Genomic DNA, 14699 nt, shown 5'->3' with positions numbered 1-14699 from the left:
AATCCAACAATGACGTCGTTTCTTCAGGACTTCTTCAACACCTATCCCGCCTTCCTCCAGGCGGCCTGGATGACCCTGCGCATCACCGGCATCTCGCTGGGGCTCGCCCTGGTGATCGGCCTGGTGTTCGCCCTGATGAAGGTCTCCGGCATCAAGGCGCTGAGCATCCTCTACAACGGCTACGTGGGCATCATCCGCGGCACCCCGCTGATCGTGCAGATCATGTGGCTCTACTTCGGCATCACCCACTTCGTGGTGCTCTCCGCCTTCTGGGCCGGCACCATCGCCCTGGCCATCCACAGCGGCGCCTATATCGCCGAGATCTTCCGCGGCGCCATCCAGTCGGTGGATCGCGGCCAGATGGAGGCCGCCCAGTCGCTGGGCATGAAGCGGGGCCTGGCAATGCGCCGCATCATCCTGCCCCAGGCCTTCAAGCGGGCGATTCCGCCCATGGGCAACCAGTTCATCATCGGGCTCAAGGACTCCTCGCTGGTGGCCTTCATCGGTATCACCGAGATCTTCAGCCTCTCCATGGACAACGCCGCCGTGACCTTCAAGCAGCTCGAGTTCTACACCATCGCCGGCCTCTACTACCTGGCCATGGTGGCGATCTTCACCTATATCCTCAGCCGCCTCGAGAACCGCATGGATACCGCCAAATGATCAACGTAACGAACCTGCACAAATACTTCGGCGAGCTCCACGTGCTCAAGGGCGTGGACCTCACGATCGAGCCCCAGGAGGTGGTGGTGATGATCGGTGCCAGCGGCTCCGGCAAGAGCACCCTGCTGCGCTGCCTCAACTTCCTGGAGATCAAGGACGAGGGCCGCATCACCTTCGACGGCCGCGAGATCGACCCGTCGACCACGCCGCTCAACGCCTATCGCGAGCATGTCGGCATGGTCTTCCAGCATTTCAACCTCTTCCCCACATGACGGTGCTGGAGAACGTCATCGAGGCCCCGGTCCACGTCAAACGTACCCCCAAGGCCCGGGCCATCGAGCAGGGCCAGGCGCTGCTCGCCAAGGTGGGGCTGGCCGACAAGGGCGACGTCTATCCCGAGAAGCTCTCCGGCGGGCAGAAGCAGCGCGTGGCCATCGCCCGGGCGCTGGCCATGGAGCCCACCGTGATGCTGTTCGACGAGCCCACCTCGGCGCTGGACCCGGAGCTGGTCGGCGAGGTGCTGGACGTCATGAAGGGCCTGGCCGCCGACGGCATGACCATGGTGGTGGTGACCCACGAGATGGGCTTCGCCCGCGAGGTCGCCGACCGGGTGGTGTTCCTCGACGGCGGCACCATCGCCGAGCAGGACGAGCCCGAGACCTTCTTCAAGAACCCCCAGCACCCCAAGGCCAGGCAGTTCCTCAGCCGAGTGCTGTAAGTCAACCAGGCCATACGGCCTATCACCAGCAACACCACACGATCAGGAGAGATAACAATGACAACCCATGATGCCACCCAAGGCGCCTTCGCCACGCCGCTGGCCACCCTGTTGGCCGCCGCCGGCACCCTGACGGTAGCCGCCGGCCTGAGTCTTTCCCGGCCGGCGAGGCCCGGGCGGAACAGGAGACCTTCACCTACGCCATGACCGGGCTCTACCCGCCCTTCAGCTACCGCGAGAACGGCGAACTGGCCGGCTTCGACGTGGAGATCGGCCAGGCGCTGGCCGACGAAATGGGCATGCGCGCCGAGCCGGTGGGCAACCCCTGGCAGACGCTGATCGCCGCCCTGCGCTCCGACCGCTTCGACGCCATCATCGGCAGCATGGCGATCACCGAGCAGCGCCTGGAGCAGGTGGACTTCACCGCCCCCTACTACCGCTCCGGCGCCCAGGTATTCATCTCGGCAGACAACGAGGCACTCACCGAGGTCGAGGATATTCGCGGCAAGACCCTCGGCGTGCTGGTGGCCAGCAGCTTCGCCGATGCCGCACGGGAGTACAGCGACGACCTGACCACCTACACCGACGACGTCACGGCGCTACGCGACCTCACCGTCCGCGGCCGGGTGGATGCGGTGATCACCGACCAGCTGATCGGCGAGAACGCCATCCTCAACGCCAACCTGGCGGTGCAGCCGCTGGGTGAGCCGATCTATGTCGACAACATCGGTATCGCCGTGAACAAGGGCAACGACGAGATGCTAGCGCGCCTCAATGAGGCCCTCGCCACGATCCAGGAAAACGGCACCTACGCCGAGATCAGCGAGCAGTACTTCGGACGCGATATCTCGCAGTAAGCCAAGAGGGACAGAAACAGCGCGGGGAGGCCACTGGCCTCCCCGCTGTCGTCGTCCGGCTCGCGCAGCATCGCGCCATCAGGCGCAGTCGGCGGCACCCTCGCCGAACATGTCGAAGAGCAGTTCGCGGCCCAGACGGGTCAGCACGAAGCGATCATACTCGTTGAAGGAGGCCGCCTCGCTGTGCTCGAGCACCTGCTGGCAGGTGCGCCAGTCGTCCGAGGCCTGACCCAGCTGCCGCAGGGCGCTGCGGTCGAGACCGCGATGGGGGATCGTCACCGTCTCCAGGACATGGCCGTGATGGTAGAGCAGCACCGCTACGTTCGAGAGGCACTGGCGAAGGCTGCGCTGGATACCGGCCGTGGTGGATGTATCGATGGTCATGGTCCGCCTTTCCCCTTTCGCAAGCATTTGCTGCGGCGCATTATACACCAAGGTCGATATGCGACCAAGGTCGATAGCCGCGACCGGGTGTCGCAAGCCAACCGACTTCTCCATGGCGCACCCTGACAGGCCACTGGCACCGAAACTTGATATTGATCATTGACGCCACCCCCCAGGCATCCCATGGTCATGAAACCAGAAGCACACGTTTGCAGGGGAGCACATGACGACAGAGAAGCGGGATGACCGCATCCCGACGGACGCCAGCGAGGCGATGGCCTTCAAGCTGATCATCCTGATGGTCGACGAAGGCAAGACCGACCAGGCCATAGATGCCTCTCGAAAAGCGGGCGCGACGGGAGCCACCATCATCAGCAACGCCCGGGGCCAGGGCCTCGAGCAGCATTTCGGCCTGTTTGGGCTGGAGATTCTCAGCCCGCGCAACGTGGTGCTGATCCTGGTCGAGTCACGCCGCTGCGACAGCGTCATGCAGGCCATCGTGAAGGCCAGCGGGCTGGACGACAGCCTCGAAACCGGCATTGCCCTCGAGCTGGACGTCTGTCGCGCCCTGGGGCTCAAGGAGCACATCAAGAAGCTGTCCGAGCAGCGTCCCGTGGCGTGACTTGACGGAGCCAACCTGCCCATGGACCTGCTGACGGCCCTGCTGCGGCAGACCCGAGACAGCCTGCGTGACCTGGCACCGGTGGTGCTGGTCATCGCCTTCTTTCAGCTGGTGGTGATCCGTCAGCCACTACCGGACGACGTGGCACTGTTCGACCTGGCCATTGGCCTGCTGCTGGTGGTGCTCGGGCTGACGCTGTTCATCCAGGGCCTGCAGCTCGGCCTGTTTCCTGTCGGCGAGAACCTGGCCCGGGCATTCGCCCGCAAGGGTAGCGTCGCCTGGCTGATGCTGTTCGCCTTCGCCCTGGGTTTCGGCACCACCGTGGCCGAACCAGCGCTGATCGCCATCGCCGGCAAGGCGGCGAGGATCATGGCTGAGGCCGGCCAGATCCCCGACCTGGACAGCGCCCGCGCCGGCTTCGCCTGGCAGCTGCGCTTTGTCGTGGCGCTCTCGGTAGGCAGTGCGGTGATGCTCGGCGTGCTGAGGATCCTCAAGGGCTGGCCGCTGCACCTGATGATCATCGGCGGCTATTTCATGGTGCTGCTGCTGACGCTGCTGGCGCCGGACGCCATCGTCGGCATCGCCTACGACGCCGGCGGGGTGACCACCTCGACCATCACCGTGCCGCTGGTCACCGCCCTGGGGGTGGGGCTCGCCACCGCCATCCAGGGCCGCAATCCCATGCTCGACGGCTTTGGCCTGATCGCCTTCGCCTCGGTGATGCCGATCCTCTTCGTGCTGCTGTTCGGCATCGTCACCGCGGAGGCCGGCGGATGAACGTGATCTCCGTGCTGGGCAGCACCCTGCTCGATATCCTGCCCATTGCCGCCATCATCTTCGGCTTCCAGTACCTGGTAATTCGCCGCCCCATCAAGCAGTTCAAGCAGGTACTGACCGGCTTCGGCCTGGTCCTGGTGGGGCTGTCGCTGTTTCTCGTCGGCCTGGAGACCGCCCTCTTCCCCATGGGCACCCTGATGGCCGAGCAGCTGACCTCCGAGCACTTCCTGCCCGCTCTCGCCGAGGGAGCACAGCGGCGCTGGCACGACTACTATTGGGTCTACCTGTTCGCCTTCGCCATCGGCGCCAGCACCACCATTGCCGAACCGGCATTGATCGCGGTATCGCTCAAGGCCGGCGAAATCTCCGGCGGTACCATCGACCCGCTGATGCTGCGCATTGCCGTGGCGCTCGGCATGGCCTTCGGCATCACCCTGGGCACCCTGCGCATCGTGTTGGGGCTACCCTTGCAGTGGTTCGTGCTTGCGGCCTATGTGCTGGTGATCATCCAGACGCTGCGCTCGCCGCGCAGCATCATTCCGCTGGCCTTCGACTCCGGGGGAGTCACCACCTCGACCATCACGGTACCGATCATCGCCGCCCTGGGCCTCGGGCTCGCCACCACCATACCGGGACGCGACCCCATCACCGACGGCTTCGGCATGATCGCCCTGGCCTGCCTGTTTCCGATCATCTCGGTGATGGGCTATGCCCAGATCGCCGAGTGGAGGGAGCGGCGCAGCTCGCGGCGCGAGACATCCCCATCCTGACACGCCCCAGAGGAGCGACCCATGCGCTTCAAGCTGATTCTGGCCCTGGTCGACGACGAGAAGACCGACGACCTGCTCGAGGCGGCGCGCCGGGCCGGCGCCACCGGCTCAACCATCGTCAACAACGCCCGCGGTGAGGGGCTGAAGAAGGCGCACGGCATCTTCGGGATGGCGCTGAGCAGCCAGCGGGACGTGTTGCTGCTGCTGGTGGAGGAGCATCGCTGCCGGCGCATCCTGGAAACCATTGCCGAGGTCGGCGAGTTCGACGACACCCCGGGCACCGGCATCGCCTTCCAGCTCGACGTGGAGGACGCCCTGGGCGTGAAGCACCAGATGCTCAGCATTTCCGAAACCCTGAAGGACGAATTCTAAGGAGCACCGCCATGTCGTCACCGCCGATCATTCGCGTCAGGGACGTGATGCATCCCGGTTTCAGCCTGGTCGACGGGCTTGCCACCGTCGCCGATGCCCTCCAGCTGATGCGCCAACAGAACACCCGGGTGCTGATCGTGCGCAAGCGCGATGACGATGACGAGTACGGGCTGGTGCTGCCCTCCGACATCGCCAAGCAGGTCATGGCCCCCAACCGAGCACCGGAGCGAGTCAACGTCTATGAAATCATGAGCAAGCCGGTCATTTCGGTGCCCCCTACCATGCAACGGCGCTACTGCGCCAGGCTCTTCCATCGCTTCGGACTGTCGCTCGCACCGGTGATCGACTCGGACGGCACCATCCTCGGCATCGTCGGCCACGACGACCTGGTGCTGGGAGAGCCGGCGCACGCACCCCGACAGACATAGGGCAACAAAGCGCCAAAGACCAATGCCCAAGCCATCGCCGGCGGTTTTCCGCCGGCGATGGCGCTGCTTCGAAAAGCGGCCCATCTGCCTGGCCTGCCGTCAGCCGTCGCGCTCCAGGTGGGCGACCCACGACTCGAAGTCCGGCAGCCCGGCGGTGCCGGGCTCGAAGTCCGGCCCCATGTCGGGCAGTTCGTGGGCGATGCCCTTGTGGCAGTCGATGCAGGTCGCCTCCCCTTCCGCCAGGGTGGTGGAGTGGGCGCGGGCCGCCCGCGAGCTCTGCTGGGTGAAGTCCATGTGCTCGAACTCATGGCAGTTTCGGCACTCCAGGGAGTCGTTGGCACGCAGCCGCGCCCACTCCCGCTCGGCCAGCTCACGGCGCTTCTCCTCGAACTGCTCCTCGGTGCGAATGGTGCCAAAGACCCAGCCCCACACCTCCTTGGAGGCCTCCATCTTGCGCGCCATCTTATGGGTCCAGTCGTGGGGCACGTGGCAGTCGGCGCACTGGGCACGCACCCCGGAGCGGTTGTTGTAGTGGATCGTGTCCTGCATTTCCCGCAGCGGATTGCGCTCCATCTCATGACAGGAGACGCAGAACTGCTGGGTATTGGTGGCTTCCACCGCGGTATTGAACCCGCCCCAGAAGAAGACCCCGGCGATGAAGCCGCCCAGGGTCAGAAAGCCCAGGCTGAAGTGCATGCTGGGGCTGGTCAGGATGTGCCAGTAGCGTTGCAGCCAGCGTTTCATGGTTGTTCCCCCGCTCATGCAGCATCTCGAGCAGCACCTCGTCCACCGTCAGGAAGGTGTTGCTGACGATCGGCCGGGCATCGGTCTGGGGAACATGGCACTGGGTGCAGAAGTAGCGATCCGGGGACACGGCCGCCAGCACCTGCTGGTGGCGATCACGGAAGTGGCTGATGCTGACCATGGGCGCACCGGCCTGCACCGCCTCGCTGCGGCTATGGCAGGTCAGGCAGCGGTTGGTCCGGGTATCGACCTGATAGTCGCGGATGCCGTGGGGAATGACCGGCGGCTGCTCGGGGTAGTTGAGTACCTGCCGACCGAGCTCCCGGGGCTCGCCGGCCAGCGGTGGCGCCGGCAGCGACTGGCCGAGGGTGCCCCGGGACGCAGGCCGTCGGGGGCGGAATCGTCCCGGCGCTCTTCGGCCAGCGCCAGGCCGGCCACCACCAGGAGGATCGAGAGACAAAGCGTGCTGAGCCATTTCATCGTCGTTCTCCTTGCGTCTCGGCCTCAGGCCAGGCTGATCAGTTCCAGGCGGACCGCGCACTTCTTGAAGTCCGTCTGCTTGGAGATCGGGTCCGTGGCATCCAGGACCACGTTGTTGATCAGTCGATTGGCATCGAAGAAGGGCACATAGACCAGCCCCCTGGGCGGCCTGACCCGCCCCCGGGTCTCCACCCGCAGGCGCACCTCGCCCCGCCGGCTGACCACCCTCACCTCGCTGCCACGGCGCATGCCCTCCTCCCGCGCATCCTCGGGGTGCATGTAGAGCAGCGCCGCCGGCACCGCCCGATGCAGCTCCGGCACCCGCCGGGTCATCGAACCGGTGTGCCAGTGCTCCAGCACCCGCCCGGTGGAGAGCCAGTAGGGATACTCCTCGTCCGGCGACTCGGGGGCGGCTCGTCGGGAACGGCGAAGATCAGCGCCCGGTCGTCGGGCCTGGCGTAGAACTGCACGCCCTTGCCCTCTTCCACGTAGGGGTCGTAGCCCTCGCGGTAGCGCCAAAGGGTCTCCTCGCCATCGACCACCGGCCAGCGCTTGCCGCGGTTCTGGTGGTAGTGGTCGAAGGCGTCCAGGTCCTTGCCCTTGCCGCGGCCGAAGCGGGCGTACTCCTCGAATAGCCCCTTCTGGAGGTAGAACCCCAGCGCCTCGGCCTCCTGGTTGGCGTAGCCCTCCTCCATGTCCGAGAGCGGGTAGCGATCCACCTGGCCATTGGCGTAGAGCAGCTCGAACAGGGTCTTGTCCCGATACTCGGGCGCCTTGTCGAGCAGCTCGCTCGGCCACACGTCCGCCACGTCGATGCGCTTGGCAAGCTCCACCAGCTGCCAGAGATCGGAGCGCGCCTCCCCGGGGGTGAGACGAGCTGATGGAAGAACTGGGTGCGCCGCTCGGCGTTGCCGAAGGCGCCCTCCTTCTCGACCCAGGAGGCGGCCGGCAGGATCAGGTCGGCGGCCTGGGCTGAGGCCGTGGGGTAGATATCGGAGACGATGACGAAGGCCTCGTCATGACGCCAGCCCGGCAGGATCTCCTGCTGGGTGTTGGGGCCGGCCTGCATGTTGTTGCTGGCCTGGGTCCAGTAGACCTTGATCGCGCCGTCCTTGAGCTTGCGGCTCTGCTCCACGGCGTGAAAGCCGACCCGCTCGGGCACGGCGCCCTCGGGCAGCTTCCAGATCGCCTCCGCCTCGCGGCGATGCTCGGGGTTGGTAACCACCCGGTCCGCCGGCAGGCGGTGGGAGAAGGTGCCCACCTCCCGCGCGGTGCCGCAGGCCGAGGGCTGGCCGGTCAGCGAGAAGGGACTGTTGCCGGGCTCGGAGATCTTGCCGGTCAGCAGGTGGAGATTGTAGATCAGGTTGTTTACCCAGACGCCGCGGGTGTGCTGGTTGACCCCCATGGTCCAGAAGGACATGACCTTGGTGTCGGGGTCGGCGTAGAGTTCGGCGAGCTGCTCCAGGCGGCTCTCGGAGACACCGGACTCCCGGGCGGCGCGCTCCAGGGTGAAGGGCGCCACATGCTCGGCGAACTCCTCGAAGCTCATCGCCGACCAGCGGTTGGGATCCTCGGCGTTGGCGGCCGCCTGCTCGAGCGGATGCTCATCGCGCAGCCCGTAGCCGATGTCGTCCACCGCCCGCACGAAATTGGTGTGATTCTCGACGAAGTCGCGATCCACACGGTCGGTCTGAATGATGTGGTTGGCGATATAGTTGAGAATCACCACGTCGGCATTGGGCGTCATCACCATGGGGATGTCGGCCAGATCGAAGCTGCGGTGCTCGAAGGTGGAGAGCACCGCCACCTGGGTATCCGGGTAGGAGAGCCGGCGGTCGGTGACCCGGGTCCAGAGGATCGGATGCATCTCCGCCATGTTGGAGCCCCACAGCACGAAGGCGTTGGCGGCTTCGATGTCGTCATACACGCCCATCGGCTCGTCGGAGCCGAAGGCGCGCATGAAGGCGAACACCGCCGAGGCCATGCAGTGCCGCGCGTTGGGGTCGATGTTGTTGGAGCGCAGCCCGGCCTTGAACAGCTTGCTGGCGGCGTAGCCCTCCCAGATCGTCCACTGGCCGGAGCCGAACATCGCCACGCTCTCCGGCCCGTGGTCGCGAATGGCCTCCTTGAACTTCTCCGCCATCAGATCCAGCGCCTCGTCCCAGGAGACCGGCTCGAAATCGCCGCGCTTGTCGTAGACCCCGTTGCGCTTGCGCAGCATCGGCCGGGTCAGCCGGTCCTCGCCGTAGAGGATCTTGGAGAGGAAGTAGCCCTTGACGCAGTTGAGGCCGCGATTGACCTCCGAGTGGATGTCACCGTGGGTGGCCACGATGCGATCGTTCTGGGTCGCCACCATCACGCTGCAGCCCACCCCGCAGAAGCGACAAGGCGCCTTGTTCCAGTTCAACTGGGTCAGCTCGGCGTTGGTGATCAGGTTGCTGGCGCCGGCTGGGATGGCCATGCCGGCGGTGGCAGCCGCCACGGCCGCCGCGTTGGCCTTGGCGAATTCACGACGGGTCATCTTCATGACAGGGCCCCCTCTGGCTCATCGGCGGTGACGGGATCGAGTATCTGGTGGTAGACCAGCGCTGCCCCCAGCACCCCCGGTAGCACCTGGAGCGCATCGACCAGCGCGAGGATGCGCCTCTCGTGCTGGCTCTCCACCACCACTACCAGCTTGCCGGCAGCATCCTCGGCGCCTATCTCGGTGTCGGCCTGGCCTTCCACCCAGCGGGCAACCGAGCGGGCTTGGCCCGGCTGCACGTGGACCAGGAGGCTGGCGATATGCAGGGCATCAGTCGACATGGGCCCTCTCCTCGCTTGTCATTGTGATGGCGTGATTGGGGCACTGGGCCTGGCAGGCGCCGCAGCCGGTACAGGCAGCGGTGTCCAGCCGCGGGGTCGGGGCATGGCCCAGCTGTGGAACGAAGCGGATGGCGCGCCACTCGCAGGCGTCCTGGCAGCTCTGGCAGTGCACGTTGGCCAGGGCCAGGCAGTTCGACTCGATGCGGGCTCGCCAGGGAAAGGCTGGCCGACCGGTATCGAAGACCGGCGCGTCACAGACGTCCACGCAGGCACGGCACAGCGTGCAGCCGCCGTCGGTGAAGCGCAGCTCCGGATAGCCACCTCCGCCGATAAACAGCACGCCCTCCGGGCAGGCATCCACGCATGCCCGGCAGCGCGCACAGCGGTCGGTAAAGTCGTCAGCGGTCCAGGGAGGTCGTCTTATCGGGCCTTGGCCGCCCAGCGAGCGGAAGAATTGACGACGCTTGTTATTATCGGGCTGTGGCATGGTACCTCGTTGTCCAGCACCTCGTGTCAGGAAGGTGGGCCCGGGGGCCCAGCAAACATCTGGTAGATCCAGACGGCGAAGCCGAAGCCCCGACCACGGCGATGGCCAGGATCGGGAACAGCAGCACGGCAATGAACAGGAACAGCTTGAGCTCCTGCTTCTTGCGCGTTTCCGGGGCCATGGTCTCCGGTTTCTCCATTGGGATATCCCCTCATCCAGATAAAGCACGACTATTGATGACGCTGCCTACCAAGGTAGCCAATATGCCGATCCTGTCAGCCCGGGTGACAAAGGCGCACAGCGCAGCGGGCCCGCCATTGCTGGCGGGCCCGCAGGGAAAGGCGTTGAAAAAACGTATCAGCCGGACGCAGCGGCCTTGATTACGGCGTCCAGGGCGGCATGGTAGCCCTGGCTCCCCAGCCCGGCGATAACGCCGTCGGCACGCAGCGAGACGTAGGAGTGATGGCGGAAGCTTTCGCGCTTGTGCACGTTGGAGAGATGCACCTCAATCACCTGGCCATCGAAGGCGTTGAGGGCGTCGAGGATCGCCACCGAGGTGTGGGTGAAGGCGGCAGGATTGATGATGATCGCCTGAGTCCCGTCCAGGCGGGCGGCCTGAATGGCGTCGATCAGCTCGCCTTCATGATTGCTCTGCCGACAGCGGATATCCCAGCCGGCCAGGATCGCCGTCTCGCGCAGGGCGTTGTCGATATCATCGAGGGTCTCGTGCCCGTAAATCTCCGGCTGGCGAGTCCCCAGCAGATTGAGATTGGGGCCATGCAGGACCAGCACCTTGCCTTGGCTCATGGCAACGTCTCCAGCAGGGGCGCACTCGAGGGGGCGGGCGACAGCTTGCACCGTACTTTCGGCGAACACGCGCCTTGCGCTTCGCAGTGCACAAATGGAGGCGGCCCCGACAGCCACATCCCGGCACACGCGACCACCGCTACCGTTGCTCCCTTCCGGGCCTGGCGGGGTTTGCGGTTTAGCGTTGCGGGAGGACCGACGAGGCCACCACAGCGCGATGACGGCTTGGAAACAGCAGGAGCCGGCACCGAACCCGGCGCGCTATCAATGACTTGCCGAGTGATTGGCACTATACCAGTGGCTCGACGGCGCCACAAGAGCCGGGCCGCCTTCGCGCAGAATGCTGCGACGCAACAATGTCAGATGCGGCTCCCTCGTGTAAGGTGAAACCACTACGCCGGCCTTCTCGGTGGCTGCCCGACAGCCGCCCGGAAGGTCATGGCACTTCTTACGCACCAGGAGGCAACCGCATGAAAAAGGATCCCAACAAGGGCTATATCGCCCTGCTCGGCTGGAGCCTGAATGCCATCGAAGCCGCCGAGGATTTCGATCGACGCTACGTGGTGGTGGCGCCGGACTGGGCGGAGGAGTACTGCCAGAAGCACGACATCCCCTATGTGTCGTGGAACTTCGAACGCTTGAACGACCGCTCCATGGAGATCGCCGAGACCCTGCGAGACATGGGCGTCGACGTCGCCATCCCGCTGTTCGAGGAGACCGTGGAGTGGGCCGGGGCCATCAACTCGGTGCTGCTCGACAGCCCGCGGCTCTACGGCCAGTCGCTGCTGCTGCGCGACAAGGCGCTGATGAAGCGCCGCGCCCAGCTCGGCGGCATCCGCGTGGGCATCTTCGAAGAAGCCCATGACAAGGCCGACGTCATCCGCTTCCTCAAGCGGGTCAACCAGACCCTGCTCAAGCTCGACGGCGACCCCAACGACCCCATCCACCTGAAGGCCTTCGACAAGGCCGGCTGCCTGGGTCACCGGGTAATTCGCACCCCGGATGAGGTCGATACCATCCCCGACGAGGAGTTTCCGGTGCTGATGGAGTCGCACCTGGACGGCTGGGAGTTCGCCGTTGAGGCCTGGGTCCACAAGGGCAAGATCGTATTTCTCAATATTTCCGAGTACGTGACCCTGGGCTACTCGGTGTTCGTGCCCGCCTCGCCGGAACTCGAGCAGTACCGGCCGCAGATCACCGCCCAGATCGAGAAGCTGATCAAGGCGTTCGACATCGAGTTCGGCCTGATCCACCCGGAATACTTCGTTACCAGCGACGGTGAGATGTACTTCGGTGAGGTGGCCTATCGCCCCCCGGGCTTCAAGGTCTTCGAGCTGCTCGAGCGGGTCTACGGCTTCAACGCCTACCAGGCCAGCATGCTGGTCTTCGACCCCAAGAGCACCCCGGAGGAGGTCAAGGCGTTCTTCCCCAAGGAGGTCGAGGACGCCAAGTGCTACGCCGGCTGCTTCGGCGTCTACCCGCGTCGCCGGGTGGTCAGCCGCCTGGAGATCCCGGAGGAGGTCGAGGATCACCCCTACTTCGAGTCCCACGAGCTCACCCCGCCCGTGGAGGAGACGGTCACCAAACGCACCGCTTTCGGCACCCACTGGGGGCTGATCTACTTCAAGGGCGAAGACCCGCACACCCTGCGGGATCTGCTCAAGCACCAGGAAGAGCTTGATTTCTATGTCTGATCAGGGCGTCATGGTGGCCACGCCAACCTGACGACGAGGAGTCGACGTGACGATGCAAGATGGGGCGTCCCCGCGGGGGACGACAGACTGGGCGGCCTGGTGGAGAAACTCGACGAGGCTGTGTCCCTGTTGGCCGGCGCCCGCGCCTTTGCCAAACCGGCCAAACTTCCCCGAGTGCTCGATACCGCGCGGCGCGTCCTGCTTCAGGAGGGCGGCTGCGCGGCCATCGAGGCCCGGGTCCAGCAGCTCGAGGAGGCGGGGGTGTTCCTCGGCTCCGACTGGGAGACTCCCCAGTACCTGGTCCCGTCGCTCACCACCCAGGCGCTCAAGAGCCCGGACCCCAACACCGTGGTGATCGAGGCGCTCAGCGAGCTGCGCCTGCTGGCAGTCGCCAAGGGCGACTACCTGCACCCCGTGGTGTCCGCCGAACAGTCGCACCACTATCTCACCCAGGTCATGGCGATCAACCTGTGGCTGTTGTTCGGCGCTCCCAGCGAGGCCGAGCGCGAAACCCAGGGTCGCCTGGCCCAGATTCCCCGCCAGCTGTTTCAGCACCTGGCGCGGCGAATCGGCTACGAACACATCATCGACAAGCTGATCGAGGAGATCTGGCGCATCCTGCAGCAGCGCCCGATCCAGGTGGAGCCGGTCAAGCAGATGATCACCCAGATCGCCATCTGCCAGGCCAACCCGGAGATCGATCTCGGCATCAGCGGCCAGGGCGCGGACCGCCTGGTCAGCTCGCTGTTCGGTCCCACCCAGGCCTGTCGCGAAGACCCGGGGCTGGAGGTCTACCGCCAGCGGCTGGGCAGCATGGACCAATCCGCCCTGCAGTACGAGGCTACCGGGTTTGCCCGAGCCATGCATGACACCGGCCTGGTCTCGCCCTACCATCCGGTGCTGCTTCGCCACCTGCTCGATCACAGCGACCACCTGCTCGCCGAGGCGCTGGGGCTCTCCTCCACCGGGCGCGACTGCCTGCTCTGCTACCGGCAGCTGGTCCATGCCCTGATCCGCGGCGCCGTCTACCCTGCCACGCCCCAGGCAGCCTACGGCCTGGCGCTGATGCTCGAACGCGGCATCCTCTACCAGCCGCCGGTGGCACCGGCCATGTGGCGCCAACTGGGGCTGGCGCTGTCGGAGTGGTCGGAGGCACGTCTGACCATCGCCTATGGCGACGCCGTCTCGCCCCGTGCCCGGCTGCTGGAAGGCGTGCTCTGTATGCTCGGGCTGCCACTGGGCGTCGGCCAGGGCAATAATCCCACCTGCCAGTCGGCCCGGGCGCTCTCCATGTGGGCCTACAACGACCCGGACTATCTGCTGCAGATGGTGGCCTGGGCGGCCCGCGACGACGAGATCATCATGCACTTCGAGGGCCAGCCGATCTCGTCGATGGCCAGCCTCTCCGGCGTTGCCAAGACCCTCCCCATCGACCTCGATCCCGTTTCGCTGATCGTGGTGCCGCACCTGGATCGCATCTATGCCGAGATGGGCCGCCGCTGCGTCGGCCGCGAGGGCGATCCGCACCGCTGGGTGAACCCGGAGTTCCACGGCTGGTGGTCGGGACGGGGCTTTCGGATCAACGTCGACGTGGCCAGCGGCCAGCTACACGAGCTGGACGACTTCCTGCGCCACTTTTATGCCAGCTACCACCCCTACTACAACGGCAACCAGCCACTGATCCATCCCCAGCCCGCGGGCATCGCCGTCACCGACAGTGCGGCGCGCTTCATCGGCTGGCACGCCATCACCGTGCTGCGGGTCGCCCTGGATCCCACCGAGGTGATGCGGGTCTACTTCTACAACCCCAACAACGACAGCGGCCAGGACTGGGGCGACGACGTCAAGGTCAGCACCGCCGGCAACGGCGAACGCTTCGGCGAAGCTTCGCTGCCCTTCGAGCAGTTCGCCTCGAGGCTCTATATCTTCCACTACGATCCGCTGGAGCGCGGTGAACTGGCCAAGATCACCCAGGAGGAGCTGGACCGGGTAGTCGGCTACATTCACCGCAGCTGGGGCGCCGACCGGGTACCGCCGACCGATCTGCAAGCCGACCAGGGCCCATGACTCGACCACGTACCGGACGACCGC

Annotated in this window: 18 protein-coding genes, 1 other RNA gene and 2 pseudogenes; 11 read left to right on the top strand and 10 right to left on the bottom strand. The window is 65.7% G+C overall.

Annotated elements, in window-relative coordinates; translation table 11 throughout:
- The first annotated feature begins 9 nt into the window (after positions 1-9).
- The 4 genes and pseudogenes from ACSJDS_RS08510 (at position 10) to ACSJDS_RS08495 (ending at position 2238) form a co-directional block, all read left to right on the top strand.
- The gene (locus ACSJDS_RS08510; RefSeq protein WP_473032898.1) at positions 10-663 is read left to right on the top strand and encodes an amino acid ABC transporter permease; all 654 of its coding nucleotides are present in this window, start codon (positions 10-12) and stop codon (positions 661-663) included.
- Positions 660-1381 (top strand): annotated as a pseudogene (locus ACSJDS_RS08505) (amino acid ABC transporter ATP-binding protein). The gene ACSJDS_RS08510 and the pseudogene ACSJDS_RS08505 overlap by 4 nt, the downstream one beginning before the upstream one ends.
- Positions 1382-1438: 57 nt before the next feature.
- Positions 1439-1588 carry a hypothetical protein gene (locus tag ACSJDS_RS08500; protein ID WP_473032897.1) on the top strand — a complete coding sequence of 50 codons (150 nt, stop codon included), beginning with the start codon at positions 1439-1441 and terminating at the stop codon, positions 1586-1588.
- A complete protein-coding gene (locus ACSJDS_RS08495) occupies positions 1585-2238 on the top strand; it encodes a transporter substrate-binding domain-containing protein (RefSeq protein WP_473032896.1) in 654 nt (217 codons plus the stop codon). Before ACSJDS_RS08500 ends, ACSJDS_RS08495 begins: the two co-directional genes overlap by 4 nt.
- Positions 2239-2316: 78 nt before the next feature.
- On the opposite strand, the gene ACSJDS_RS08490 is transcribed toward ACSJDS_RS08495, so the two are convergent.
- A complete protein-coding gene (locus ACSJDS_RS08490) occupies positions 2317-2622 on the bottom strand; it encodes a hypothetical protein (protein ID WP_473032894.1) in 306 nt (101 codons plus the stop codon).
- A gap of 223 nt (positions 2623-2845) precedes the next feature.
- Here ACSJDS_RS08490 and ACSJDS_RS08485 point away from each other — a divergent pair, with 223 nt between their 5' ends.
- Genes ACSJDS_RS08485 through ACSJDS_RS08465 form a run of 5 tightly spaced genes read left to right on the top strand, consistent with a single transcriptional unit; the run spans position 2846 to position 5591 of the window.
- Complete coding sequence (locus ACSJDS_RS08485; RefSeq protein ID WP_473032892.1) at positions 2846-3244, top strand: P-II family nitrogen regulator; 399 nt, start codon at positions 2846-2848, stop codon at positions 3242-3244.
- Positions 3245-3265: 21 nt separating this feature from the next.
- Positions 3266-4021: a DUF1538 family protein gene (locus tag ACSJDS_RS08480; RefSeq protein WP_473032890.1), complete on the top strand. Its 756-nt coding sequence runs from the start codon at positions 3266-3268 to the stop codon at positions 4019-4021.
- Entirely contained in the window at positions 4018-4791 is a 774-nt protein-coding gene (locus ACSJDS_RS08475; RefSeq protein WP_473032889.1) for a DUF1538 domain-containing protein, read from the top strand. The genes ACSJDS_RS08480 and ACSJDS_RS08475 overlap by 4 nt, the downstream gene beginning before the upstream one ends.
- Positions 4792-4812: 21 nt before the next feature.
- Positions 4813-5163 carry a P-II family nitrogen regulator gene (locus ACSJDS_RS08470; RefSeq protein ID WP_473032888.1) on the top strand — a complete coding sequence of 117 codons (351 nt, stop codon included), beginning with the start codon at positions 4813-4815 and terminating at the stop codon, positions 5161-5163.
- Positions 5164-5174: 11 nt separating this feature from the next.
- Positions 5175-5591: a CBS domain-containing protein gene (locus ACSJDS_RS08465; RefSeq protein ID WP_473032887.1), complete on the top strand. Its 417-nt coding sequence runs from the start codon at positions 5175-5177 to the stop codon at positions 5589-5591.
- A 99-nt stretch (positions 5592-5690) separates the two neighbouring features.
- On the opposite strand, the gene ACSJDS_RS08460 is transcribed toward ACSJDS_RS08465, so the two are convergent.
- The 9 genes and pseudogenes from ACSJDS_RS08460 to ffs form a co-directional block, all read right to left on the bottom strand.
- Entirely contained in the window at positions 5691-6335 is a 645-nt protein-coding gene (locus ACSJDS_RS08460; RefSeq protein ID WP_473034999.1) for a NapC/NirT family cytochrome c, read from the bottom strand.
- A 112-nt stretch (positions 6336-6447) separates the two neighbouring features.
- Positions 6448-6810, bottom strand: a pseudogene (locus ACSJDS_RS08455) (nitrate reductase cytochrome c-type subunit); the annotation flags it as partial.
- 29 nt (positions 6811-6839) lie between these two features.
- Entirely contained in the window at positions 6840-7175 is a 336-nt protein-coding gene (locus tag ACSJDS_RS08450) for a molybdopterin dinucleotide binding domain-containing protein (protein WP_473032886.1), read from the bottom strand.
- A 73-nt stretch (positions 7176-7248) separates the two neighbouring features.
- Entirely contained in the window at positions 7249-9342 is a 2094-nt protein-coding gene (gene napA / locus ACSJDS_RS08445) for a nitrate reductase catalytic subunit NapA (RefSeq protein ID WP_473032884.1), read from the bottom strand.
- Positions 9339-9620, bottom strand: a complete 282-nt coding sequence (locus tag ACSJDS_RS08440; protein WP_473032883.1) for a chaperone NapD — start codon at positions 9618-9620, stop codon at positions 9339-9341. Before ACSJDS_RS08440 ends, napA begins: the two co-directional genes overlap by 4 nt.
- Positions 9610-10107: a ferredoxin-type protein NapF gene (gene napF / locus ACSJDS_RS08435; RefSeq protein WP_473032882.1), complete on the bottom strand. Its 498-nt coding sequence runs from the start codon at positions 10105-10107 to the stop codon at positions 9610-9612. The genes ACSJDS_RS08440 and napF overlap by 11 nt, the downstream gene beginning before the upstream one ends.
- Positions 10091-10306 carry a periplasmic nitrate reductase, NapE protein gene (locus ACSJDS_RS08430; RefSeq protein WP_473032881.1) on the bottom strand — a complete coding sequence of 72 codons (216 nt, stop codon included), beginning with the start codon at positions 10304-10306 and terminating at the stop codon, positions 10091-10093. Before ACSJDS_RS08430 ends, napF begins: the two co-directional genes overlap by 17 nt.
- Before the next feature lie 158 nt (positions 10307-10464).
- Positions 10465-10914, bottom strand: coding sequence for a type II 3-dehydroquinate dehydratase (gene aroQ, locus ACSJDS_RS08425; RefSeq protein ID WP_473032880.1), 450 nt, complete (start codon positions 10912-10914; stop codon positions 10465-10467).
- 104 nt (positions 10915-11018) lie between these two features.
- Positions 11019-11115, bottom strand: an RNA gene (ffs, locus tag ACSJDS_RS08420) — signal recognition particle sRNA small type.
- Between the two features lie 269 nt (positions 11116-11384).
- Here ffs and ACSJDS_RS08415 point away from each other — a divergent pair.
- Both ACSJDS_RS08415 and ACSJDS_RS08410 read left to right on the top strand, forming a co-directional pair.
- Entirely contained in the window at positions 11385-12608 is a 1224-nt protein-coding gene (locus ACSJDS_RS08415) for an ATP-grasp domain-containing protein (RefSeq protein ID WP_473032879.1), read from the top strand.
- 99 nt (positions 12609-12707) lie between these two features.
- The gene (locus tag ACSJDS_RS08410) at positions 12708-14675 is read left to right on the top strand and encodes a hypothetical protein (protein WP_473032878.1); all 1968 of its coding nucleotides are present in this window, start codon (positions 12708-12710) and stop codon (positions 14673-14675) included.
- Positions 14676-14699 lie beyond the last annotated feature (24 nt).

Source organism: Halomonas sp. SL18_1, from assembly GCF_055755715.1.
This window is presented reverse-complemented; position numbering and strand designations above follow the sequence as displayed.

Bases quoted from the DNA above. Each gene is read 5' to 3' on its own strand.
- ACSJDS_RS08440 (WP_473032883.1), bottom strand. From the start codon at position 9,620: ATGTCGACTGATGCCCTGCATATCGCCAGCCTCCTGGTCCACGTGCAG.
- ACSJDS_RS08430 (WP_473032881.1), bottom strand. From the start codon at position 10,306: ATGGAGAAACCGGAGACCATGGCCCCGGAAACGCGCAAGAAGCAGGAG.
- ACSJDS_RS08490 (WP_473032894.1), bottom strand. From the start codon at position 2,622: ATGACCATCGATACATCCACCACGGCCGGTATCCAGCGCAGCCTTCGC.
- ACSJDS_RS08510 (WP_473032898.1), top strand. From the start codon at position 10: ATGACGTCGTTTCTTCAGGACTTCTTCAACACCTATCCCGCCTTCCTC.
- aroQ (WP_473032880.1), bottom strand. From the start codon at position 10,914: ATGAGCCAAGGCAAGGTGCTGGTCCTGCATGGCCCCAATCTCAATCTG.
- ACSJDS_RS08475 (WP_473032889.1), top strand. From the start codon at position 4,018: ATGAACGTGATCTCCGTGCTGGGCAGCACCCTGCTCGATATCCTGCCC.
- napF (WP_473032882.1), bottom strand. From the start codon at position 10,107: ATGCCACAGCCCGATAATAACAAGCGTCGTCAATTCTTCCGCTCGCTG.
- ACSJDS_RS08500 (WP_473032897.1), top strand. From the start codon at position 1,439: ATGACAACCCATGATGCCACCCAAGGCGCCTTCGCCACGCCGCTGGCC.
- ACSJDS_RS08485 (WP_473032892.1), top strand. From the start codon at position 2,846: ATGACGACAGAGAAGCGGGATGACCGCATCCCGACGGACGCCAGCGAG.
- ACSJDS_RS08460 (WP_473034999.1), bottom strand. From the start codon at position 6,335: ATGAAACGCTGGCTGCAACGCTACTGGCACATCCTGACCAGCCCCAGC.
- ACSJDS_RS08495 (WP_473032896.1), top strand. From the start codon at position 1,585: ATGACCGGGCTCTACCCGCCCTTCAGCTACCGCGAGAACGGCGAACTG.
- ACSJDS_RS08465 (WP_473032887.1), top strand. From the start codon at position 5,175: ATGTCGTCACCGCCGATCATTCGCGTCAGGGACGTGATGCATCCCGGT.
- ACSJDS_RS08415 (WP_473032879.1), top strand. From the start codon at position 11,385: ATGAAAAAGGATCCCAACAAGGGCTATATCGCCCTGCTCGGCTGGAGC.
- ACSJDS_RS08480 (WP_473032890.1), top strand. From the start codon at position 3,266: ATGGACCTGCTGACGGCCCTGCTGCGGCAGACCCGAGACAGCCTGCGT.
- ACSJDS_RS08470 (WP_473032888.1), top strand. From the start codon at position 4,813: ATGCGCTTCAAGCTGATTCTGGCCCTGGTCGACGACGAGAAGACCGAC.
- napA (WP_473032884.1), bottom strand. From the start codon at position 9,342: ATGAAGATGACCCGTCGTGAATTCGCCAAGGCCAACGCGGCGGCCGTG.